Source organism: Aliisedimentitalea sp. MJ-SS2 (assembly GCF_032586155.1).
In the GTDB taxonomy this organism is placed as follows: Bacteria; Pseudomonadota; Alphaproteobacteria; order Rhodobacterales; family Rhodobacteraceae; genus JAWHTC01.
Map to the genome: position 1 here is coordinate 86,525 of NZ_JAWHTC010000005.1, position 22,066 is coordinate 108,590.

Below are 22,066 nucleotides of genomic sequence, written 5' to 3' on the forward strand. Positions count from 1 at the left end.
CAGCCCCCCGGACCCCCTGGGATATTTTGGGCAAGAGGAAGAACATGGATCCTGAGAGCGAGAACGAGCTGAGCGGGATGATTGCCGGGGCGGAAGGGCCCTTGCGGATCGTTGGTGGTGGAACGCAGGGTGTTGGCGGGACGGTTGAGGGGGATGTGCTGTCGACTGCCGGGCTGAGCGGTGTGGTGGAGTATGAGCCGGGGGCGCTGACGCTGGTGGTCAAGGCGGGCACGCCGGTGGCGGAGATCGAGAAGGTCTTGGCCGCCGAGGGGCAGAGGCTTGCGTTCGAGCCGATGGATTATCGCGGGTTGATGGGGACAAAAGGCGCACCGACGATTGGCGGTGTGGTGGCCGGCAATGTCAGCGGGCCGCGGCGGATTGCGGTGGGGGCGTGCCGGGATTTCCTGTTGGGCGTTAGGTTTGTCGACGGCATGGGGCGCGTGTTGAAAAACGGCGGACGGGTGATGAAGAATGTCACCGGCTATGACCTGGTGAAGCTGATGGCCGGGAGCCGGGGCACGCTGGGGGTTCTGAGCGAGGTGAGTTTCAAGGTGCTGCCCGAGCCGCCTGCACGGGCCGTTTTGCTGATCGAAGGGTTAAGTGATGCCGAGGGTGTGGAGGCGTTGACTCGGGCGTTGACGTCGCCTTTTGAAGTAAGCGGCGCGGCGCATGTACCAAAGGGCGTGGATGGCGCGCCGGTGACAATGATACGGATCGAAGGTTTTTCCGACAGCGTGGCCTATCGCGCGGATCAGTTGAAGGCGCTGTTGGCCGGGTTTGGAGCGGCGCAGGTGGAAACCGATGCAGAGCAGACCGCCGCCGGGTGGCGTTGGGTGCGCGATGTTGAGGCGTTTCATGGGTCGGACGGCGATGTCTGGCGCTACTCGGTGGCGCCAGGGGATGGTCCGGTTCTGGGCGAAGTGCTGCGTGGCATGGGCGCGAAAGAGTTGCTTTACGATTGGGGTGGCGGGCTGGTTTGGGTCCTGACACCAGAGGGTGCCGATATGCGACCCGCGGGGATGAAAGGGCATGCGACGCTGATCCGGGCAAGCGCCAACACCAAGGCAAGGGTGGCGGTGTTCCATCCGGACCCGGCCCCGATCCAAAAGATTTCGCAAGGTTTGCGCGATAAGTTCGATCCCAGGGGTATTCTGAACCCCGGGTTGATGAGCTGAGGTCAAAAGTCATGCCCGTGACTGTTGGGATTGCATATGTGGTTTTCATGCTGGTGGGGCCGGTGATTTTCATCGGGCTTATTCGGCACAGGCCGACCCGGCAGCGGTTTGTCATGGGTGTGTTCTCGGCACTGGCCCTGATCGCGTCGGCCCAGGTCATGCGCGCGACGCTGGGACATCTGCCCGTGGCCGCCTTTGGCTGGCTGGCGGCGATGTGGCTGGGCTGGATCGTGACACTGGCGATGGTGGTTCAGGCGGTGACCCTGAAACTGGGGCGGGGGCGGCCAAGGAAATGGGGTGCGACCCTGGGCGCGGCGGCAACAGTGCTGCCGTGGTTCGGGCTGTCGCTGGCAATGAGCGCGGGATAGCGCATAAGCGGCGGGAGCCGCGGGGGAAGAGATGCAGACGACATTTACCGAAGAGCAGCTAAAGGATGCAGGCACGCAGCGCGCCAATGAAATCCTGCGCGCTTGTGTGCACTGCGGCTTCTGTACCGCCACCTGTCCGACCTACCAGGTGTTGGGCGACGAGTTGGATAGCCCGAGGGGGCGGATTTACCAGATCAAGGACATGCTGGAAAACGAGCGGGTGCCGGATGCCAAGACTGTGCTGCATGTGGATCGCTGCCTGAGCTGCCTGGCCTGCATGACGACCTGCCCGTCGGGCGTGCATTACATGCACTTGGTTGATCACGCGCGGACCTATATCGAGAAGAATTACAAACGGCCCTTGATGGACCGGATGCTGCGCTGGGTATTGGCGCGTATCCTGCCCTACCCGGGGCGGTTCCGGCTGGCGCTTCTGGGGGCGAAGATCGGGCGGCCGTTTGCCTTTGCCATGCCGGACAAGCGGCTGAAGGCGATGCTGAAGATGGCGCCGAAGCATATTCCGCCGGTGAGCCGTAATGATGATCCGCAGAGTTTTGCCCCCAAAGGGGACCGCAGGATGCGGGTGGCGCTAATGACGGGCTGCGCGCAAAAGGCGCTGGACACCGATATCAACGATGCCACGATCCGTCTGTTGCGGCGGTTGGGATGCGAGGTTGTCGTGGCCAAGGGCGCGGGGTGTTGCGGGGCACTGACACATCACATGGGCAAGGAAGGCGAGAGCCACGCGACGGCGGCAAAGAACGTCGAGGCGTGGTGCAACGAGATCAATGGCGAGGGGCTGGACGCGATCGTAATCAACACGTCGGGCTGCGGCACGACTGTGAAGGATTACGGCTATATGTTCCGCGGTGGGCCGCTGGCCGAGAAGGCGGCGAAGGTCAGCGAAATTGCCATGGACGTCAGCGAACTTCTGGTGAAGCTGGATCTGCCAGAAGGGGCGGCAAAGAGCCAATGCGTTGCCTATCACGCGGCTTGTTCGCTGCAACACGGCCAGAAGATTACGTCCCATCCCAAGACCCTGTTGAAACGGGTTGGGTTCGAGGTGGTCGAGCCCGCCGACAGCCATTTGTGCTGTGGGTCTGCCGGGACCTACAACCTGATGCAACCTGAGATCTCAGCGCAGTTGAAGGAGCGCAAGGTGCGCACCCTTGAGGCCAAGACGCCGGACATCATCGCGGCGGGTAATATCGGCTGCATGGTCCAAATCGGATCGGGCACGGAGGTGCCGGTGGTGCATACGGTGGAACTGCTCGACTGGGCGACGGGTGGGCCGAAGCCGGCCAAGCTGCGCGATCATGGCTAGGGGTGATCTGCGGAGCTGCCCTATTTTTGACAAAACTCTGCGCTACTCGCGAAGCGAGCCAAGTTAAAGCGTTTCGGAATAAACTTGAGATACAATTTTGTTTCGAAGCGCCCACGACGTCGAGAGGTTTCGCGCGTTTCGAGAAACCCCTTGATTCAGGTTTTTCTCGAAACGCTTTAGTGGAGCCCCTATGCTGCGTTCTTTTGTTGTTCTTTTGGTCGCTTTGTTCACCGTACCGGCCCTGGCCGAAGACACGCGGTTGCAGCGCATGGACACAGGCGATGACAGCCGCGGCTGGGAGGCTGTGGGGCGGCTGGATATCAACGGCAAGGGGTTTTGCACCGGGGCGCTGATTGCGCCGGACCTGGTGCTGACGGCGGCACATTGTCTTTTTGACAAGCATAGCGGTGCCGAGATCGAGCACCAGAAGATCAAATTCCTGGCCGGCTGGCGCAATGGCCGGGCCTCGGCGGATCGCTGGGTCAAGCGGGCGGTCATTCATCCCGAATACGATTATGGCGAACGGCTGACGGCAAAACGCGTGCGCAATGACGTGGCCCTGTTGCAGCTGCATCACCCGATCCGCAACACCACCATCTTCCCGTTTAAGACTGGTCGGCGCCCGGTCAAAAGTGACCGGGTCGGCGTTGTGTCCTATGCCCGTGATCGCTCCGAGGCACCGTCGCTGCAAGAGGTCTGTCTTGTCCAGGCGCGGCAGGAAGGGATGCTGGTGATGAGTTGCGATGTCAATTTCGGATCCAGCGGTGCACCGGTGTTCAGCTTTGATAGTGGAGAGCCGCGGATCGTATCCGTGGTGTCGGCGATGGCGGCCTTCGGGGAACGTCGCGTGTCGCTGGGTACCCAGCTTGAAGGGCCGCTGGCGCTGCTCAAAGCGGAACTGGCGGCGGGCCGCGGTGTCTTTGGCAGCAATCCGGCCCCGCGCGCGAACCGCATTACGGTCGGCAAGCGCAGCACAGCAGGTGCGAAATTCATCAAGAATTGATGGCTGGGCGAGATTGCCCGAGTTGCGGAGCAAGGATTTTCGGAAATCCTTGAAACCCGGCGCGACCATTCCCACATCTCTCTGTGTCGGGGTGCCTGAAAGGGCCCTGACACCGTTTTTGCCTGTCCCGAAGGGAAGGCACCCATCAACATCGCTCAATGGAGGATGACCCATGCGTAATTTTGATTTTGCACCGCTGCACCGTGCCACCGTCGGTTTTGACCAGATCGCCGACATGTTCGACCGGGTTCTGACCGGCGACAACACGCACAACAGCTACCCCCCTTACAACATCGAGAAAACCGCCGATGACGCCTATCGTATCTCGATCGCGGTTGCCGGATTTTCCGAGGTTGATCTGGCCGTCGAAGTGAAGGAAGGCGCTCTGATCGTGTCGGCCCGCAAGGCCGAAGAAGATGAGGGCCGGACCTTCCTGCATCGTGGCATCGCCACCCGCGCATTCGAACGCCGCTTCCAGCTGGCCGATCACGTGCGTGTCACCGGCGCGGCCCATTTCGACGGGATGCTTCACATCGACCTTGTGAAGGAAATTCCCGAGGCGCTGAAACCGCGCCGGATTGCGATTGCGACCGGTGAAGCGGTTGAAAAGGATGTGGTTGAGGCCGAAGCCGTCAACTGATCCCTCGTGACAGTCATGCGAAAGGCCCGGGTGTTTTGCCCGGGCCTTTTTTGTTGGGCGGTGCGCAGAATGCGCACCCTACGGGGTGAGGCTGTCGGCCAGACGCATCAGTTTGATTGCTTCGGCGCGGTAACCGAATGGGTCATTGCCGCGCGCTGCCGTGGCCAGGGCGATGGCGTCGGAAAACTGCCAGTCGGAGGTGAATTTCGACCCTTTGAGCAGCTCGCCAAACCCGGCGATGGCGGTGGCGAAACGGATATCGTCGGTGGGCTGGCCCATGTCAGGGCGGATCGGGATCTCGATCAGCTGGCTGGTGGCGGCGCCCGGCTGTTTGTAGCGCAGTTTCAGGAAGCCCAGCTCGGTGGTGATGTTGGTCGACGGTTCGGTTGCTCCATAGCGCAATGGGTCTGACAGGCGGGCGGGAGAACCGACTGGCGTTACCTCGTATATAGCGGTGACCGAATGGCCCGCGCCGATGTCGCCGGCATCGACCTTGTCATTGTTGAAATCCTCGCGTTTCAACGCCCGTGTTTCATAGCCGATCAGCCGGTATTCGGCGATCTGGGCGGGGTTGAACTCGACCTGGATCTTGACGTCATTGGCGATGGGAAAGAGGGCACCGGTGAATTGATCAACCAGTACTTTCTGCGCTTCGGAGAGCGTGTCGATGTAGGACGCCTGTCCGTTGCCGTTCTGGGCCAGCGCCTGCATCGTGGCGTCGTCGAGATTGCCACGACCAAAGCCCATGACCGAGAGGTAGGTTCCGGTTTCGCGCTTGTCGGCGATGAAATCCTTGAGTTGGTCCGGGTCGCTTAGACCGACGTTGAAATCACCATCGGTGGCAAGGATCACGCGGGTGACTTCGCCTTCGGTGGCCATGGTTTCGGCAACGGAATAGGCCTGTTGCAGCCCGGCTTGCCCGGCGGTGGAGCCACCGGCACGCAGGTTGTCGAGCGCGGCCATGATGGTGGCGCGATCGGTGGCCGGGGTGGGGGAAAGAACCTGCCCGGCGGACCCGGCATAGGTGACGATGGAAATCTGATCCTGCTCGTCAAGCTGCGGCAGCATCAGCGACAGGCTTTGCTTGAGGAGCGGCAGCTTGTTGGGCTGGTTCATCGACCCCGAGGTGTCGATCAGGAAGACGAGGTTCAGCGGCGGGCGGTTTTCGGTTGCGGCTTCGCGGCCCTGGATGGCGATATGGACGAGGTTCGTGCCGTCGTTCCACGGGGTCGGGGTAACGGTAACAGTGGGTTTGAACGGGGCCTCGCCCGCATCCGGGGCGGGGTAGTCATAGGGGAAATAGTTGATCATTTCCTCGATCCGCACGGCGCTTTGCGGCGGAAGCTGACCCCGGGTGATCGATGAGCGGACCACGGCGTAGGATGCGGTGTCGACGTCGATCGAGAAGGTTGAGACCGGCTCTTCGGCGGTGACTTTAAGTGGGTTTTTCTCGGCCTCGGGGAAGGCTTCGGTGTTGGGTTCCAGCGGGGGCATGATGCGTGCGTCGGGCGCGGGCATGGGGACGGCTCCCGGCGCGACCTGCTCGGCCAGCATGCCGCCAAAGCCGCTGATCACGCCGTCGGACATGGCGCGGCGTTCGCGATTGGGCAGGGATTTCGGCTTGGCCTGTGCCGGGGCGATACGGCCCAATGGGGCATCGTCGGAGAAGACATCGCCTTCGGCTTCCGAGAACGCCAGGTTGGGCGTGATTGAACTGGGCGCTGGCATGGCTTGATCTGCGACCGGTGGGAGCGGTGGCGCAGTTGTTTCGGTCTGAGGTTCTGCCGGTTTGCTCGCCTGTTGTGGTGACATGGCCCCGCTGCGCGCAGTCTCGGAATACTCGAGCCCCGATTGTGTGGGTTCGGGTTCTGTGCCAACGGCAGCGGGCAGAAGATCGGGCAGGGGTGCTTTGGTCAATTGCGGCAGGGCCACCACGAGGCCGACCGCGACCAGTGCGGTCGAGGCGGTCAGGGCGGCGCGGGAGGTGAGATGGGCGAACATTGTTTTAGCTCCTCTGATGAGCCCCGGTTTGGGGCGTTCAGAGGTTTGACGCGCCTTGGCCGCCGTTTCTTGGTGGCGCGCGAAATTTTCCCGGGCCAGCGTGATATGCGCGGCCTTTTTCGCCGGATCGGGCGAAGGGGTGGCCTGTTCCATCAGGGCCTTCAGGTCGTCAAGATCGTCGGTCATATCTGATCCTCCTGCGCGTGCAGGGTGCGTAGGTGTTTCTTGGCTTCCGAGATGCGCCAGCTGACGGTGCCCTCGGAGATGTTCAATATGTCGGCGGCCTGGGCATGGGTGGCATCATCCAGCACCAGCGCCAGCGTGTCGCGCAGATCGTCCGGCAGGGCGCGCATCGCCTGGGTGAGCCAATCGACCGCCTCGGCCTGCTCGTCATTGGCGGCGCGGCGGTTTTTCTCCCAATCGCCCCAGCCGTCGGCGTGGCGGGAGCGTGTGGCCTGACGGCGGCGGCGGTCATGGTTGGCGTTGACCACCACGCGCCAGAGCCATGTGGTAAAGCGCGCGGTGCCGCGGAAGGACGCCAGCTTGGCCGGAAGCGCGGCGCAGATGTCCTGGGTCAGATCCTCAGCCTGATCACGCGCACCGGTCAGACGAAAGGCCAGCCGGAAGAGCGTGTCGTAATGGCGTTCAAGCAACAGCGAAAAGGCTGCCGCATCGCCATCGGCGGCAGCTTGGGCCAAGGTTTCGTCACTGACTTCCATGCGCATCACGATTGTATGACGCGGGCCGGGGGTCAATCCTTGGCGGCGGAACGAGTTTTTTTCGGAGGTTGCCTAGTCACGCCAGTTCAGGGCGGATTTGGCCTGTTCGGCAATCATGGCGATGTCCATCAGGCCCACGGCAAAGAAGCCATCGGCCCCGGCCTCGGCATAAGCCCGCGCGCGGGTCACGGCCTCGTCCAGCATAGCTGGCGTTGGGGCGATCTGGGCTTTCAGCGCCTTGAGGAAGATATCCGAGCGGGCGTTGATGAAAGCGGGCACGCCAGTGGAATCACAGGCGGCGCGGGCGGCCTTGATGCGCGTGGATTGCGTGGCGATGTCGTGCAGACCTTCGCCGCCGACCACCTGATCCTCGAAGTTGAAGCCGATGGGTCCTGCGGCGATGCCTCGGGCAAAGTTTTCACCCGCCTCGATGGGGTCGGTGCTGTAGCCGCCTTCAAGGTCCATGGTGACGGGCAGGTCGACGGCGGAAGAAATTCGCCCAATGTTAGCGAGCGCCAGATCGAGTGGGAACTGCTGTCCGTCCGCTGCGCCGTTGGCCATTGCGACAGGGGCGCTGCCCGTGGCGATGGCCTTTGCCCCGGCATCGCCGACGGCCTTGGCGCTTCCGGCGTCCCAGACATTGTAGAGGGTGACCGGATCGCCCTTGATGTGCAGGGCGCGAAAGGTGTTGGCGTGGTCTGCCTGGCTAGTCATGGAGCGGGTCCTTTACGACTCGGTACGTTCAACAGTGTTATGGTGGCGGGTTATGCGGCCTAGGCCAAGGTTGATGGCGATCGCGTGCATTCCCATTGCTAGGCTCTACCCTGCTTGCCGGATTCCGGGAAAGTGGGAAGTTGAGGCACGTCATGGCGCGACCATGCGCCGAGGTGCGACAATGGCGATTAATCACAAGACAGTTCGGAGGCGCGCGAAGTCCCATCGTTTCGGGTTGAAACCGCGGGAGGGTGCCATGCGTTGGATAAGACGAATTGCAATTAGTTTGGCACTGGTTGTCGTGGTGACCGCAGTGGCATCCTGGGCCGTGTTGAACCGCTCGGTCCCGGATTATGGTCAGAGCCTTGAGGTCACCGGTCTGGACGGCCCGGTCGAGATCATCCGGACCGATCATGCTGTTCCGCATGTTCTGGGCGGCACCGATCAGGATGTGTTCTTTGGTCTTGGCTATGCTCATGCGCAGGATCGGTTCTGGCAGATGGAAATGTTGCGACGTACCGCGCGGGGTCGGTTGTCCGAGCTTGTGGGCACGCCGACCATTGCGACGGATGAGCTGTTGTTGCGGCTTGATCTTTACACGGCGGCGCAATCGTCTCTGGAGGTGCAGACGCCCTATGCGCGGAAAGTTCTCGAGGCCTATGCCAACGGGATCAATACCCGCATTGACGAGGTTTCGGGGCCGGGCGCGCTGGCGCCCGAGTTCTTGTTGTTCCCGGTTGAGATTGAGCCGTGGACGCCAACCGACAGCCTTGCCATTCTCAAGCTGATCGCATTGCAGTTGGCATCGCAGATCGACAAGGAAGTAACCCGTGCACGGGTGGCGCAGCTGGTTCCGCCGGAGCGGTTGGTGGATATTCTGCCCGATGTGCCGGGATTTGCGACATTTGATGCTGCCATCACCGGCGGTGGTGATGAGCCGGTCGAGCAAGCGGTGCTTTATCCCGCGTCGTTCTGGAATGGCGAGCTGTCGTCGAATGCATGGGCGGCAGGGCCGGCCCGCAGCGTGACCGGGGCCTCGATTCTGGCCAACGATCCGCATCTGAACTTTGCCGCGCCGTCGATCTGGTACCTGGCGCGGATCGAACTGGAGGCCGGGGGTGTGATCGGCGGGACGATCCCGGGGATTCCGATGGTCCTGTCGGGGCGCAGCGATGTGCTGGCTTGGGGACTGACGGCGGCGAACATGGACGACCAGGATGTCTTTGTCGAAAAACTGAACCCCGAAAATGCCGGTGAGGTGCTGACTCCAGAGGGCTACACGCCGTTGGTCACGCGCCAGGCAACAATCCCGGTGCGGGGGCAGGATGCCATCGAGATCACCCTGCGCTGGTCGGAAAACGGTCCGGTGATCCCGGCGAAATACTACAATTTCGATCAGATCAGGCCCGAAGGTCATGTCATCGCGATTGCCCGGACGCTGTTTAATCCGGCCGACACTTCGATGAGCGCGGCGCTGGAAATGCTGAAGGCCCGCAATGTCGGCGAGGCGCTGGCGGCGATGGAGGGGTTCGTGACCCCTGCGCAGAACCTGTCAGTCGTCGATGCGGACAGCATTGCTTTGCAGATGATTGGCAAGATGCCGAAGCGGACGACGGAGCATGAAACCAAGGCGCGCCTGCCGTCACGCGGGTGGATCGCCGGGAACCGTTGGTATGGGTATTTGCCCTATGCGGACAACCCGAGATTCGTTGACCCCGGGGTGGGCGTGTTGGGGAATACGAACAACAAGACGGCGGATGGAGTGTTCCCAAGACATGTTTCATTCGAGTGGGGTGACAGCCAGCGGATCATGCGGCTGCAGTCGCTTCTAGCGACCACGGACAAGCATAGCCTTCAGGGGTTCCAGGCGATGCAAATGGACCCGGTCAGCCATCCGGCACAGGTGATCGTGCCGCTGGTGGCCGAGGTACTTGGCGCGCAGGAGGGGCGCCGGGCTGAGGCTGTGGCGATGCTGTTGGACTGGGACGGGGCGATGGACGCGAACCGACCCGAGCCTGCGTTCTATGCCGCTCTGATGCGGGCGCTTCAGGTGGCACTGTCCGAGGACGAATTGGGCGACGTCGTGAGCGGGTTCCGCTATCCCGACGCGGTGTTCATCGGGCGTGTGCTGCGCAATACCAATGGTGCCGGGGTTTGGTGCGATGACGTGCAGAGCGCGGCGCTGGAAAGCTGCGCGGTAACCGTTGGCCGGGCGCTGGATCAGGCGCTTGACGGGTTGCAGGCGCGGTTCGGCGATGACCTGACCACGATCCGTTGGGGCGAGATTCATGTGGCCACCCATGATCACCAGGTGCTGGGCGGTTTGCCCGTCATCGGTGCGCTGGTGAATATCCGGCAAGAGACGAGCGGCGGTGATGCGACCCTGTTGCGCGGTCTGACCCATGGCAAGGGCGAGGCCCCGCTGCGCAATCTGCACGGGGCGCTCTATCGTGGGGTCTATGACATGGCCGCGCCCGAGACGTCGGTCTTCGTGGTGTCGACGGGGCAGTCGGGGCACCCGATGTCGCGGCATTACCGCGATCAGGCAGGCTTGTGGCTGGAAGGGAAATACCTGCCGATGGTGATGGACGTGGAGACCCTTCGCGCCGAGGCGGCAGCGATCACGCGACTGACGCCAGTAGAATAGAAAAAGCCCCCGGATGCGGGGGCCTTTTCATGCTTTTGTGGCGGTCGGATCAGACCGACATGCAAACGTATTTCAGCTCGCAGAATTCATCGAGACCATAGTGGCTGCCTTCGCGGCCTAGGCCCGATTGCTTGACGCCGCCGAAGGGCGCGACCTCGGTCGAGATGATGCCGGTGTTGACGCCGACGATACCATATTCCAGCGCCTCGGCCACCTTGTAGACGCGGCTTAGGTCCTTGGCATAGAAATAGCTGGCCAGGCCGAAAATGGTGTCATTGGCCATTGCGATGACCTCGTCCTCGTCCTCGAATTTGAAGAGCGGGGCCATGGGGCCGAAGGTCTCTTCGGTGGCAACGGCCATGTCCTGGGTCACGTTAGTGACGATGGTGGGCTGGAAGAAGGTGCCACCAAGATTGTGCTGGCTGCCGCCAAAGGCAACCTCACCGCCCTTTGAAACGGCGTCTTCGATGTGCTCACGCACCTTTTCGACCGCATCATCGTTGATCAACGGGCCGAAGGCGGTGTCGTCTTCCAAGCCGTCTCCGACTTTCATCGCCGCCAGACGGGTACCGAGTTTTTCTGCGAAGGCGTCGTAAACCCTGGCCTGCACATAGATGCGGTTGGCGCATACGCAGGTTTGGCCGTTGTTGCGGAATTTGCACATGATCGCGCCTTCGACGGCGTCATCAAGATCAGCGTCGTCGAATACGATGAACGGCGCGTTACCGCCCAGTTCCATCGAGCATTTCAGAACTTGGTCGGCGGCCTGACGCAGAAGGATGCGGCCAACCTCGGTCGAGCCGGTGAAGGTCAGCTTGCGGATCGCAGGGTTTTCGCAGAACTCCTGACCGATCTGCGAGGCGGAGGAGGAGGTGACGATCGACAAGACGCCTTCGGGGATACCGGCGCGGGTAGCCAATTCACCCAGCACCAGTGCGGAAAGCGGCGTTTCCTTGGCCGGGCGGGCGACAACGGCACAACCAGCAGCCAGCGCCGGACCGACTTTGCGGGTGATCATCGCATTGGGGAAGTTCCACGGCGTGATCGAGGCGACAACGCCGATGGGCTGTTTCATCACCATGATGCGCTTGTCACGTTGATGGCCGGGGATGATGTCGCCATACATCCGCTTGGCCTCTTCGGCGAAGAACTCGATGAATGACGCGCCATAGGCGATCTCGCCGCGGCTTTCGGCCATGGGTTTGCCCATCTCTGCGGTGAGGATGGTGGCCAGGTCTTCCTGATGTTCCATCATCAGGTCGAACCAGCGGCGCAGAACAATAGCGCGTTCCTTGCCGGTCCATGTGGCCCAGTCCTTTTGCGCGGCTTCGGCGCGGGCGATGGCCCCGGCAACCTGCGCGCGGGACAGATCGGCCACGTTGGCGATCACGTCGCCGCGGGCGGGGTTGGTGACGTCGAAGGTGCCGTTGTCGCCATCGACCCATGCCCCGGCGATATAGGCTTTCTCGCACAGAAGGGTTGGATCCTTGAGCAGGGATTTCAGGTTTGTAACGGTATCGAGCATGGGACGGCCCTCGCGATTGGAATCTATGGTTGCAATAGCCAAAGCACCCGCGCGAAAGAATGTCAAAACAGTTTTTGATCAAATTTCCAGCGCGCAGTTGGACCGGGGCATAGCTGTCCAGTGGAAGGCTTTCAAATTGCGCTGGTTTTCGGCACGATGTTGGAACGGCTCGATCCGAGTCGTTTTAGGTGTCGCAAGGGAGGAAAGTCATGGAGCTGATCACGGAACTGGACGATGCCTATACCAACGCGGCCTATATTCCGGGCGGTGACGACTACCCTGATCGCTGGGCGCAGGCGGCACAGATGTGGCGCACGCGCGAGGCGCATGACGATCATGCGCGGCTGGATCTACCGTATGGGCAAGGGGAGCGTGAACGGTTCGACCTGTTCTTGCCCGAAGGGGCACCGGAAGGATTGGTGGTGTTCGTACACGGCGGATACTGGATGAAGTTCGACCGATCCTACTGGTCGCATCTGGCCGCAGGGCCAGTGGCGCGCGGCTGGGCCGTGGCGATGCCGAGCTATGATTTGTGCCCGAGAGTGACGATCGGCGAGATCACGGCGCAGATCGCCCGGGCCATAGACGTGGCGGCGGGAGTAGTCGACGGGCCTCTGGTCCTGGCCGGCCACTCGGCAGGAGGGCATCTGGTGTCGCGGATGCTGGAACCGGGGCTGCTGGACAAGGATGTGGCGGCACGGCTGCGCAAGGTTGTGCCGATTTCACCGGTGACGGATCTGCGGCCGCTGATGCGGACCTCGATGCGAGATGACTTGCGGTTGAGCGAAGAGTCAGCTGTGGTGGACAGTCCTGTGTTGATGGCGGCGCGGCTCGAGGTGCCTGTGACGGTCTGGGTGGGTGCAGATGAACGGCCTGCATTCCTGGACCAGGCACGGTGGCTGGCCGAGGCCTGGGAAGCGGGCCACGTGGAAGCCGAAGGGCGGCATCATTTCGATGTCATCGAGCCGCTGGAGATTGGCGATAGTGGTCTGGTTGAGGCTTTGATCGGATAGGGCAGGAGTGGGGGCCAGCCCCCACACCCCCGGAGTGTTTTCACCAAGAAAGAGCAGCTAGAGAGACGACCAGCAGGGGAGTTGGTCGTTCTTGGCGGGCGTGGCATGGAACACGGCGCGGGCGATGGCGCGGGCCATGGCGGTGGCGGCGGCATGGCCGAGATAGAACGTGTCGGCGATTGGGTTTTCCATCGGTTTCGCACCGGTGGCGGCGGCGAAGATCAGGTCGCCGTCCATTGGGGTGTGAGACGGGAACAGCGCGCGCGCAAAGCCGTCATGCGCCGCAGTGGCGAGGCGGGTGCATTGCGCCTGTGTCAGCTGCGCGTCGGTGGCGACGACGCCGATGGTGGTGTTGGCGTGCTGGCTGAGCTTGGTTTCGGGCAGGTGGGGGTCGCCGGGGTAGGCGCCTGCCGGGCCGAGGCCGCCGAACTCGTCGTCTTGTTCAAACGGGGCGGCCCAAAAGTGAGGGCTGTCGGCAACGGTGGCAGTGCCCAGCGCGTTAACAGCGACAAGGGCGCCAACTGTGTGGCCAGAGGGCAAGGTGACTGAGGCCGAGCCGAGGCCGCCCTTGAGATTGCCGCTGGTCGCACCCGTGCCGGCACCGGTGGTGCCGAGAGCGAAGCCCGCGGCGGCGTTTTCGAGGGCTTTGGTGCCGAGGGCTTTGTAGGGGTTATCGCTCCAGCGTTTATCGCCGCCATTCAGGAGGTCGAATAGAATGGCACCGGGAACGATGGGGACGAGTTGGTCGCCGACCGGGAAGCCGCGGCCCTGGGTGCGCAGGGCGTCAGCCACGCCGGAGGCGGCATCGAGGCCGAAGGCGGAGCCACCTGAGAGGACCAGCGCATCGACCTGTTCGACCGTCTTGTCCGGGGCCAAAAGATCAGTTTCGCGGGTACCAGGGGCACCGCCCATGACCGAGACGCCACAGGTAAACGGTTCGTTGCCCAAAAGTACGGTGCAGCCGGTTTTGATGGCATCGTCTTGTGCGTTGCCGACGGTTAACCCGGCGACGTCGGTTATGAGATTTCGGCGGCCCGGTTTGGCTTGTGTCATGATATTCCCCTGAAGTGATGAAAATTATCTTGCCAGAATGTGCAGGATCGGCAAGAGATACGCCATGCCCGCGGTCGATGGCGTCGACCCGAATAGCGGGCTTTCCAAACAGTCCTGAACGCCGGGATCTTCTTTTGACGAAGGAGGTCAATATGACTGCACGTCCAGAAATGTATCGTTTCCACAATGGCGAAAAGGCCAAGCTGCAATTCGCAGAGGCCGAGTATGCCGAACGGATCAAACTTCTTAGGCAGAGCATGGAGGAGTTGGGGGTTCATGCCGCTGTCTTTACCTCGATGCACTGCATTTCTTACTACTCTGGGTTCACCTATTGCGCCTTTGGCCGGACTTACGGCCTTGTGGTGACGGCGGAGGAATGTGTCACGATCAGTGCCGGGATCGATGCCGGGCAGCCGTGGCGGCGGTGCTATGGCGACAACATCACCTATACCGACTGGCAGCGCGACAATTTCTGGCGGGCTGTGGTGTCCGTCGCTGGTGAGGGCATGGTGATCGGATACGAGGCGGATCACCTGACGCTGGCCTTGCGGGACAAGCTGGAGGGGTTTTTGAAACCGGCTGCGATGGTGGACATTGCGCCTGCGAGCATGCGGCAGCGGATGATGAAATCGCCGGCCGAGATTGCCCTGATCCGTGAAGGGGCACGGGTGGCCGATGTGGGCGGCTTTGCCATTCGGGACGCTGTCAAGGCAGGGGTGCGCGAGATCGACGTGGCCATGGCCGGGCGCGATGCGATGGAGCTGGAGATCGCCAAATCGTTCCCGGATGCCGAGTACCGCGACACCTGGGTGTGGTTCCAGAGCGGCATCAATACCGATGGGGCGCATAACCCGGTGACGGGGCGGGTTCTGGAGCGGGGGGATATCCTGTCGCTCAACACTTTCCCGATGATCAGCGGTTACTACACGGCGCTGGAGCGGACCATGTTCGTGGGCGAGGTCGACGATGCCTCGCTGCGCGTATGGGAGGCCAATGTGGCGGCCCATGAATACGGGATGGGCCTGCTGAAGCCAGGGGCAAGTTGCGCCGAGGTGACCCACGCGATCAACGGGTTTTTCGAGGAGCGCGACCTGCTGCAATTCCGGACCTTTGGCTATGGGCACTCCTTCGGGGTGCTGAGCCATTATTACGGGCGCGAAGCGGGGCTGGAGCTGCGCGAGGATGTCGACACGGTGTTGCAGCCGGGGATGGTGATCTCGATGGAGCCGATGCTGACCATTGGCGAGGGGCAGCCGGGCGCCGGGGGGTATCGCGAGCATGATATCCTGGTGATCACCGAGGATGGCAACGAGAACATTACCGGCTACCCTTACGGGCCGGGGTTCAACGTGGTGGGGTGATCGCCCACAGCTATGAGGAAATGGAATAGTTCGGGGCGTTAGGGATTAACCTTTGGCCCCGAACCCGATGTCTGGTTTCCGTCTGGCACCCGTCGGGTATCCGTCCCGCGAACGGCGGGGTTTGTGGCGTTAAGGATGGTTTCGGGGTGGTTAAGGTGCGTAAAATGCGAACCCTACTGGGAATGTCAGAAGTGTCAGGTCAGACAACAAACCACTGGGCGGTTGCGGCACCGAAGGCGGAGGCGAGGCAACCGCACCACACCATAAGATAGGCGAATGTGCGCGGCTTCCAGTTGGGAATGGCCGAGGACAGCAGGCATGCCGCGAGGTGGCATGGGGCAAGAAGTACAAGGTTCCATTGCAGGAAGCCAAAATCACCGAATTCAAAGAAAAACCAAAACCCGGCACTGACGGGTAGTGCCGTTATCATCGGTAGTAGAAAATGGATGGGAGCATCGTAGAAAAACACGCCGATAGGAAAAATCAGCCAAAAGCCCAACGCGCCGAGAACACGGGCGCGGGTCGGGTGAAACAGGACACGGGCGGGCAGGGGTGAGAGCGACCAGATGGCTGTGAGAAGTCCAAGCGCAAAGCTGGGCAAGACCATGCCGAGCGGGGCGCGCCAGCCGGTAGGAAGGAAGACTGCGTTGCGCGCCTGCGGCAAGGTTTCGATCCAAGGGCCGAGGGCAAGGCCATAGAGCAGCGACGCAGCCACCCAGAAGATCAGGGACATGATGAGCCAGCGGCGGCGCAGCCTGTGACGTGGAAACGGGGGGAACTCGGACATAGGGGCGAGTTTAGAGGAACGTGTGACGTGGGCAAGGTGTGCAATGAATGCGCACCGGCATTTGCCCTTGCTACCTTTCGTCGGAGGGCACGCGGGGCGGAGCGGGCAGGGCGCTGCGGGCCTGCGCCAGACGTTGTTCGGCAAAGCGCAACAGCGCCGCCATCTCGGGTGAATTTGCATTGTCGAGGATGAGTCGCAACCCGATCAAGGCGCGGTCGCGTGGCGGAAGAGGCGTGAGCATGCGCGCGGCCCGCATGTGGGCGCGGTTGCGGCTGAGAAGCGGGACAAGGCCGGTGTCGCGGGTCCTGAAACGGGGGGGTATTTCGGTCCGGCGCGCGGGTCGTGACCAATGCGGCGGGCGGGTCTGACCAGTTTGTTCAAACAGGTGAATTATGTTACTTTTTTCAGTCATAATACTCTCTCTTCCCTCGTTAAGCGGCGTGGACTGATGGAATTTATGCAATATTACTAGTTAACCAAACGTTTTCAAACTGGGCCTAAACTTAGAAAAATGTCAGAGATCGGCGGAAAAATCAGATCGCTGCGCGAGGATCGGGGGTTGTCCCGCAAGGCATTCGGGGAACGGACCGGCGTGCCCGAGGCCAAGGTGCAGGCGGTCGAGATCGGCAAGCAACGGGCGGACCATGAATTCCTGATGAGCATCGTGCGCGTCCTTGGGGTCGATGCAAACTGGCTTTTGTCGGAACAGCTCGGGTTTGCCGAGCCCGACAAGCCCGGGTTTGGAACGGTTCGGGCAGGTAGAGATTGGGCACCGATCGACCGGAGCGAAGCGGGCGACAGGGACTGGTTCGGGGTCAGCCGCGGATTTCTGGCAGAGCAGGGTGTTTCGGAAGACGATCTGCTGATCGTGACAGTTGTCGGCAACAGCATGGAGCCGAAACTGTCGGACGGCAATCAGGTGCTGGTCAACTGTGCCGAGTGTGAGTTGAAGGATGGATTGGTTTTCGTGCTGCGGTTCGGAGACGAGATGAACGTCAAGCAGGTTCAAATGCTACCACAGGCGCATGTGCAGCTGGTCAGTGCCAATGCGGAATACCCACCGATCCTTGTAGATCTGAACGATACCGACATGGTCGTGATCGGGCGGGTGATGGCGGCAATGCAAGTCTTGTAGGAGGTAGGCCGGGCTGAAGCCCGGCCTACGGCGTCTCAGACCAGCGCGATGATCCGGGCTGGGCCGCCAGAGCCACCTTTGTGTTTGGGGGCGCCGATGACGAGGGTGGCGCCAGCCGCGGGAACCTTGTCGAGATTTGCCATGTTCTCGATCCCGAAGCGGCCGGTGGGCAGCCAGGCATAATGCGTGGCGAAATCACCCGAGGGACCGTGATCGAGCGACAGGGTGTCGACCGCCATCGAGGTGGCGCCGGTTTCTTCCATCAGCATCTTTGTGGCCTCGAGATGGAAGCCGGGGAAATGCATGCCTTTGCCGTCGAAGCCGCGGAACGCGTCGGTGTCGGTTTTGCCACCCCAACCGGAATGCATCGCGACGCAGGCGTTCTGTGGAATGTCGCCATGGGCGGCCATCCAGGCTTTGATGTCGTCGGGTGTGACCTGGGCATCCGGGTCTTCGGCGGCACGAGCGGCGATGTCGATCACGCAAAGCGGTGCGACGAGTTGTTCGATCGGAATCTCATCAACCGAAGCGCCATCGGCAGAGAAGTGCAAAGGCGCGTCGATATGGGTGCCGGTATGTTCATTGATGGTCTGCTTGAACAGGTTGAAGCCGCTGTCGGCGAATTTGAACAGTTGCTCCTGGCTGTAGCCTGGTTCGCCGAAATAGGTGGGGAAATCGGCGCTGAGCGTGTGGCTCATATCGACGGGCCCGCCGCCGTGGCTGCCAGCGCTGGCCGGGGTGGCGGCGGTGGTGCCGAGGGCGGCGGCGGCCCCGGCCATAGCGGCGCCCTTGAACAGGTCACGCCGCGACAGCATCTTGGTTTTCACGGCGTTCATGACGCAGATATCACACATTGGTTTGCTCCCTATTGGTTGTTTTAGTCCGGGGAGGGTAGCACAGGTCGTGATTCGGGCGCAGGTTGGGGTTGCTTTTCGGGTTTCGGATTGCTTGCACAATCCGACCGGCCGGGGGGCCGGCCCCCCGGACCCCCCGGGATATTTATTGCAAAAGGAAGAGCGCGGGTGGGCTTTGACCTTTTCGCGGACCGCCTTACTGGTTAGGGAAGTAATCCTCGCAGTCGCCATCGCGGTAGACGTCCGCGGTGCAGCAGTGCAGACCGCCGCCGAAGGCGTAGGCGTCGCGCAGGTCGACCTCGACCACTTCCATGCCGAGTTTGTCCATCTGTTCAGCCTGGTAGACCTCGGATTTCTCGACGCAGACGGTTTTCGGGTCGAGGACGAGGACGTTCATGCTGAGCCAGGTCGAGGAATAGCAGAGCGGTGGCGGGGTGTTGTGGGCCGGGCGCACGGCGTCGACAATCTCCCAGCCGTTCTTCTCGAACATACCGCGTTGTTCATCGGGCAGGCGGCGTTGCGGGTTGTTGAGGATCAACCCCGGGCGCAGCGGCGTGAAGGTGGCGTCGATATGGATCGGGTAGGGATCGCCGGGGAAGTTGACCGTGTGCACCCGGTGATCAGGGAAGTGCCGGCGCAGCCATTCGATGCCCTTGAGGTTGGTGGTGAAGCCGTGTTGCACCACCAGATCCTTGCCAAACCGCAGAACGTCGGCGGCGTCGAACAGGGGTTCTTCCTCGGTGGTGACAAAGAACTTCTTGGCGGCCCATTCCAGCCGCTTGGCGTCGCCGATTTTCTCGCTGAGGTAGTCGGGGTGGTAATCGGCATCCGTCAGGCGGGGTTTCGGGGCGGCCTCGTGGCGGAAATTGGGGTCTTCTTCCCAATACTGCTGCATCAGCGGGCGGTAGTTGAGGTATTCGAACCAGCGGCAGCGATAGGACATCGTCGCCTCGAGGATTTCATGGCCGACGGTGAGCAGCACGTCGCGGGGCGGCATGCAGCCGAATTGGCTGTCGGTATGGAAATCCGGGGTGGTGACGGGCTGGCTATGGTCGATCGAATTGGGACGGTCGACGCGGATGCCGCGTTTGGCGAGCTGGTTGGCGAAAGTGTCCAGCAGTTCGTTGGCGCGATCAATCGTTTCCTGCGGGCGCTTGCCCCATTGGCCGCGCATGTCGCTGTCTTCGGGCACCTTGGCGTCCAATGCGGGTTCTTCGGGCGGGATGTGGCAATCATCGGCGCGCCCGACGATGACGTGGCGCAGGGTGTCCCACTCGTTCCAGCTTTTGACTTGGGTTTTGTTCGGTGACCAGGCCATGGGATGCCTCCAGTTTTACGGGGGAGGCGGGGCGGGGGCCTCCAACCTCTCGATTGAAAGTCCCGGCGTACAGGAGCAGATCGGTGGGCAGGGAGTGACCCCGGCGACGCCATCGCCCGTGTGCCTGCGGGGGATATAGCATTGCGGGTTGGGTCGGGGAAGATGGTTTTAGGCTGAGTATGTTGCGAGGGACCGGTCAAATCTCAGTTTGCGCCAAGCCGAGCGCGATCATCGTCGAGAGGCAGGCAAACCAATACATAACCAGCAAGAAAGCACGGCGTTTTGAATTGGGGAACGCAGAGCAAAACAGGCAGGATACAATGTAGGTCATGGGCAAGAGCAATGCCGCGAAAATGGTGGCAAGCGCGGTTTCCGCGTCAATGCCATTGAAGACGGCACCTATTGCAACCCAGAACGCCGGGAGCACAAAGCCCAACACAGCATAGGCGGGAAGAAGTGGCCAAAGAAAAAGTGTCGTCAGAACCCGACACCGGGTCGGCTGAAAGAGTACTCGATTGGGAAGGGAGCTGAGTGAATAGATCGCGGCAAGCAGCCCGATGGTGGCGGCGGGTAGTACCATCAAGAACGGCATCCAACCTGCTGTTGGTGTCAGAAAGTAGGCGGGTCGCGCGGTGGCTATAGTTGGTGCGAGGTAGAATGCGCCAATCAGGGAAAGCGCGATCCACAGGGTGAGGGACTTTTTGAGCCAGCGGGCGCGCAACGCCGAACTTGGAAAAGGGGGGAACTGGTGTTCTTCGACCATGCGTAAAGGCTAGACGCGTTCCTCATGGGGCGGAAGTGCAAAATCTTCTGGCCGCGTGAAACACTTAAGCGAAACGCACCGCACGGATTCAAGCGCGTAGCGCGCCGTGCATCGCTGCATTGACCCGGCAGGCGATTTTGTCTTGGCAAAATCTGCCGGGAGGGGACCCGCTCCCTGGGGCGGCGATTTGGTGAGGTCATGCGGAACAGGGAGGGTATTCGGGTTTGGCAGGGATAAAGCGCCATGTTGAAAGGCTGGGTCGCAACCCCGCGGGTCGACGATGCACGGCCAATCTCTTAGGTCCGGATTTCCGGACCATTTGACCCTTTCCCCTTCCCTTTATCGTGCGCATTTGCAACACTTTCGACAAATGGAATGGTGGGTCGATGTAAATGGGATTAACACTGCCCATATCGACCTCAAGTGATTGATGAAAGAGGGAGCCCTGATGGCAAATTTCGAAGCTCAGATGCAGGAATCGCAGAAACAGGTGGCCGATGCGCAGGCCAAGATTGCCGAGCTGACCAGCCGGATCGAGACCGCGCGGCAAAAGATGAAATCGGGGGATGATATCGCCATCGACATCGAGAATGCCACGCTCGATGAGGTGCACGCGCATACCGAGCTGATGAATGCCAATATTGCCGAGCTGATCATGGGGCTGGATGATGTGACCGCCGGGTTCAGCCGTGATTTTGACGAGATGCGGACCAAGACCGGGTGGGAGACGTTTGTCGGGGTTTTCTCGAAGGGCAAGTCCGACAGCATGCGCCAAGAGCGGATGCGCACGGCCAGCATTGATGACAAGCTGCAGGATCTGATTTCGAAATCGGACGTGATCACCAAGCTGCTGCAGGGGCAGTTGGATGTGCTGAGCACCCAGAAGACCCAAGTGGAGGGCAATCTGAGCGAGACGCTGGATGAGCGCGAGTTGACGGTGGGCGAGTTGGAAAGCACCAAGGCCGAGATTCAGGGTATGGACCCGAAGATCATCGAGCTTGAAAACAAGATTTCGGTCGAACAGGACGCGGCGGCGCGCACCAAGCTGGAAACCGAGCTGGCCGAGTTGAATGCGAAATATAACGAGTTGGTCCAGCAAGAGCAGGTCAAGCTGGCCAAGTCGCAGACGCTGGAGCGCTATATCGAGAAGGGCAAGACCTGGATCGATTCATTGCAGAACCAGGCGGCGACGCAGATGGTTCTGATCAACAAGCTGCAGACGGATACGAAGCAGCGGGTTGTGCTGTATGACGCGCTGTCGAAGTCGTTAAAAACGGCGCAACAGCAGGACGTGGCGCACCAGATCAACGAGATTGGGGTGCAGACGGATCAGGAGGCGCAATCGGCGATGGCCGCGATTGGCACGGCGACCAACCAGAAGATGGCCGACATGATGGAAGCCCACGAAGAACACATGGTGTTTGCCCGTGACGTGCTGGAGGCCAAGGCCAAGGCGGATGAACGCTTTGCCCGGCGGTTCGCCCAGATCGTCGAGAAGCATGACAAGAACCTGTATGGGTCGTGATGCGGCACGGATTTGAGGTTCCTCCCGGTGTGAAACGCCGGGCAGCGCCTGCCTGCCCCCCGGCAGGCGCTTTCAGCGCCCGCCCAGGCAGGCACTGCCCTGATCGACTTGCCAGAACCGTTGGAGTCTGGAACCGTGACT

The 22,066-nt window shown here is 61.5% G+C and carries 20 protein-coding genes; 10 read left to right on the top strand and 10 right to left on the bottom strand.

The window, feature by feature from the left end; all coding sequences use genetic code 11:
* Positions 1–44: 44 nt before the first annotated feature.
* The 5 genes from RXV86_RS18065 to RXV86_RS18085 all read left to right on the top strand — a co-directional run bounded on the left by RXV86_RS18065 (position 45) and on the right by RXV86_RS18085 (position 4,510).
* Positions 45–1,175, top strand: a complete 1,131-nt coding sequence (locus RXV86_RS18065) for an FAD-binding protein (RefSeq protein ID WP_316301696.1) — start codon at positions 45–47, stop codon at positions 1,173–1,175.
* Positions 1,176–1,186: 11 nt separating this feature from the next.
* Positions 1,187–1,543 carry a hypothetical protein gene (locus RXV86_RS18070; protein WP_316301698.1) on the top strand — a complete coding sequence of 119 codons (357 nt, stop codon included), beginning with the start codon at positions 1,187–1,189 and terminating at the stop codon, positions 1,541–1,543.
* Positions 1,544–1,574: 31 nt separating this feature from the next.
* Positions 1,575–2,867 carry a glycolate oxidase subunit GlcF gene (glcF, locus tag RXV86_RS18075; protein WP_316301699.1) on the top strand — a complete coding sequence of 431 codons (1,293 nt, stop codon included), beginning with the start codon at positions 1,575–1,577 and terminating at the stop codon, positions 2,865–2,867.
* A 190-nt stretch (positions 2,868–3,057) separates the two neighbouring features.
* Positions 3,058–3,870, top strand: a complete 813-nt coding sequence (locus tag RXV86_RS18080) for a trypsin-like peptidase domain-containing protein (RefSeq protein WP_316301700.1) — start codon at positions 3,058–3,060, stop codon at positions 3,868–3,870.
* Between the two features lie 172 nt (positions 3,871–4,042).
* Entirely contained in the window at positions 4,043–4,510 is a 468-nt protein-coding gene (locus RXV86_RS18085; RefSeq protein ID WP_316301702.1) for an Hsp20 family protein, read from the top strand.
* A gap of 78 nt (positions 4,511–4,588) precedes the next feature.
* Here RXV86_RS18085 and RXV86_RS18090 read toward each other — a convergent pair whose 3' ends face one another.
* The 3 genes from RXV86_RS18090 to RXV86_RS18100 form a co-directional block, all read right to left on the bottom strand.
* Positions 4,589–6,697: a von Willebrand factor type A domain-containing protein gene (locus RXV86_RS18090; RefSeq protein WP_316301704.1), complete on the bottom strand. Its 2,109-nt coding sequence runs from the start codon at positions 6,695–6,697 to the stop codon at positions 4,589–4,591.
* Positions 6,694–7,230, bottom strand: coding sequence for an RNA polymerase sigma factor (locus RXV86_RS18095; protein ID WP_316301705.1), 537 nt, complete (start codon positions 7,228–7,230; stop codon positions 6,694–6,696). Before RXV86_RS18095 ends, RXV86_RS18090 begins: the two co-directional genes overlap by 4 nt.
* 72 nt (positions 7,231–7,302) lie before the next feature.
* A complete protein-coding gene (locus tag RXV86_RS18100; protein ID WP_316301707.1) occupies positions 7,303–7,944 on the bottom strand; it encodes an isocitrate lyase/phosphoenolpyruvate mutase family protein in 642 nt (213 codons plus the stop codon).
* Between the two features lie 256 nt (positions 7,945–8,200).
* Here RXV86_RS18100 and RXV86_RS18105 point away from each other — a divergent pair, with 256 nt between their 5' ends.
* Positions 8,201–10,591 (top strand): penicillin acylase family protein, encoded by a 2,391-nt coding sequence (locus RXV86_RS18105; protein ID WP_316301709.1) that lies wholly within the window; start codon positions 8,201–8,203, stop codon positions 10,589–10,591.
* 49 nt (positions 10,592–10,640) lie between these two features.
* Here the strand turns inward: RXV86_RS18105 and RXV86_RS18110 are convergent, their stop codons facing one another.
* Positions 10,641–12,116, bottom strand: a complete 1,476-nt coding sequence (locus RXV86_RS18110; RefSeq protein WP_316301710.1) for an NAD-dependent succinate-semialdehyde dehydrogenase — start codon at positions 12,114–12,116, stop codon at positions 10,641–10,643.
* Between the two features lie 209 nt (positions 12,117–12,325).
* On the opposite strand from RXV86_RS18110, the gene RXV86_RS18115 reads away from it, so the two are divergent.
* On the top strand, positions 12,326–13,129 hold the full coding sequence (locus RXV86_RS18115) for an alpha/beta hydrolase (protein WP_316301713.1): 804 nt from the start codon (positions 12,326–12,328) through the stop codon (positions 13,127–13,129).
* Between the two features lie 57 nt (positions 13,130–13,186).
* Here RXV86_RS18115 and RXV86_RS18120 read toward each other — a convergent pair whose 3' ends face one another.
* Positions 13,187–14,182, bottom strand: coding sequence for a P1 family peptidase (locus RXV86_RS18120; protein WP_316301715.1), 996 nt, complete (start codon positions 14,180–14,182; stop codon positions 13,187–13,189).
* 152 nt (positions 14,183–14,334) lie between these two features.
* On the opposite strand from RXV86_RS18120, the gene RXV86_RS18125 reads away from it, so the two are divergent.
* Entirely contained in the window at positions 14,335–15,543 is a 1,209-nt protein-coding gene (locus RXV86_RS18125; RefSeq protein WP_316301716.1) for an aminopeptidase P family protein, read from the top strand.
* A 199-nt stretch (positions 15,544–15,742) separates the two neighbouring features.
* Here RXV86_RS18125 and RXV86_RS18130 read toward each other — a convergent pair whose 3' ends face one another.
* On the bottom strand, positions 15,743–16,330 hold the full coding sequence (locus RXV86_RS18130; protein WP_316301718.1) for a hypothetical protein: 588 nt from the start codon (positions 16,328–16,330) through the stop codon (positions 15,743–15,745).
* A gap of 70 nt (positions 16,331–16,400) precedes the next feature.
* A complete protein-coding gene (locus RXV86_RS18135; RefSeq protein ID WP_316301719.1) occupies positions 16,401–16,571 on the bottom strand; it encodes a hypothetical protein in 171 nt (56 codons plus the stop codon).
* A 270-nt stretch (positions 16,572–16,841) separates the two neighbouring features.
* Between RXV86_RS18135 and RXV86_RS18140 the strand changes: the two genes are divergently transcribed.
* Positions 16,842–17,465 (top strand): S24 family peptidase, encoded by a 624-nt coding sequence (locus RXV86_RS18140; RefSeq protein WP_316301720.1) that lies wholly within the window; start codon positions 16,842–16,844, stop codon positions 17,463–17,465.
* Positions 17,466–17,500: 35 nt separating this feature from the next.
* On the opposite strand, the gene RXV86_RS18145 is transcribed toward RXV86_RS18140, so the two are convergent.
* From RXV86_RS18145 to RXV86_RS18155, 3 genes are all read right to left on the bottom strand, one after another.
* The gene (locus tag RXV86_RS18145; protein WP_316301722.1) at positions 17,501–18,319 is read right to left on the bottom strand and encodes a cyclase family protein; all 819 of its coding nucleotides are present in this window, start codon (positions 18,317–18,319) and stop codon (positions 17,501–17,503) included.
* Positions 18,320–18,515: 196 nt separating this feature from the next.
* Positions 18,516–19,637: a serine/threonine protein kinase gene (locus tag RXV86_RS18150; protein WP_316301725.1), complete on the bottom strand. Its 1,122-nt coding sequence runs from the start codon at positions 19,635–19,637 to the stop codon at positions 18,516–18,518.
* Between the two features lie 196 nt (positions 19,638–19,833).
* A complete protein-coding gene (locus RXV86_RS18155) occupies positions 19,834–20,400 on the bottom strand; it encodes a hypothetical protein (RefSeq protein ID WP_316301727.1) in 567 nt (188 codons plus the stop codon).
* A 448-nt stretch (positions 20,401–20,848) separates the two neighbouring features.
* On the opposite strand from RXV86_RS18155, the gene RXV86_RS18160 reads away from it, so the two are divergent.
* Complete coding sequence (locus RXV86_RS18160) at positions 20,849–21,925, top strand: hypothetical protein (protein ID WP_316301729.1); 1,077 nt, start codon at positions 20,849–20,851, stop codon at positions 21,923–21,925.
* The last annotated feature ends 141 nt before the right edge of the window (positions 21,926–22,066 follow it).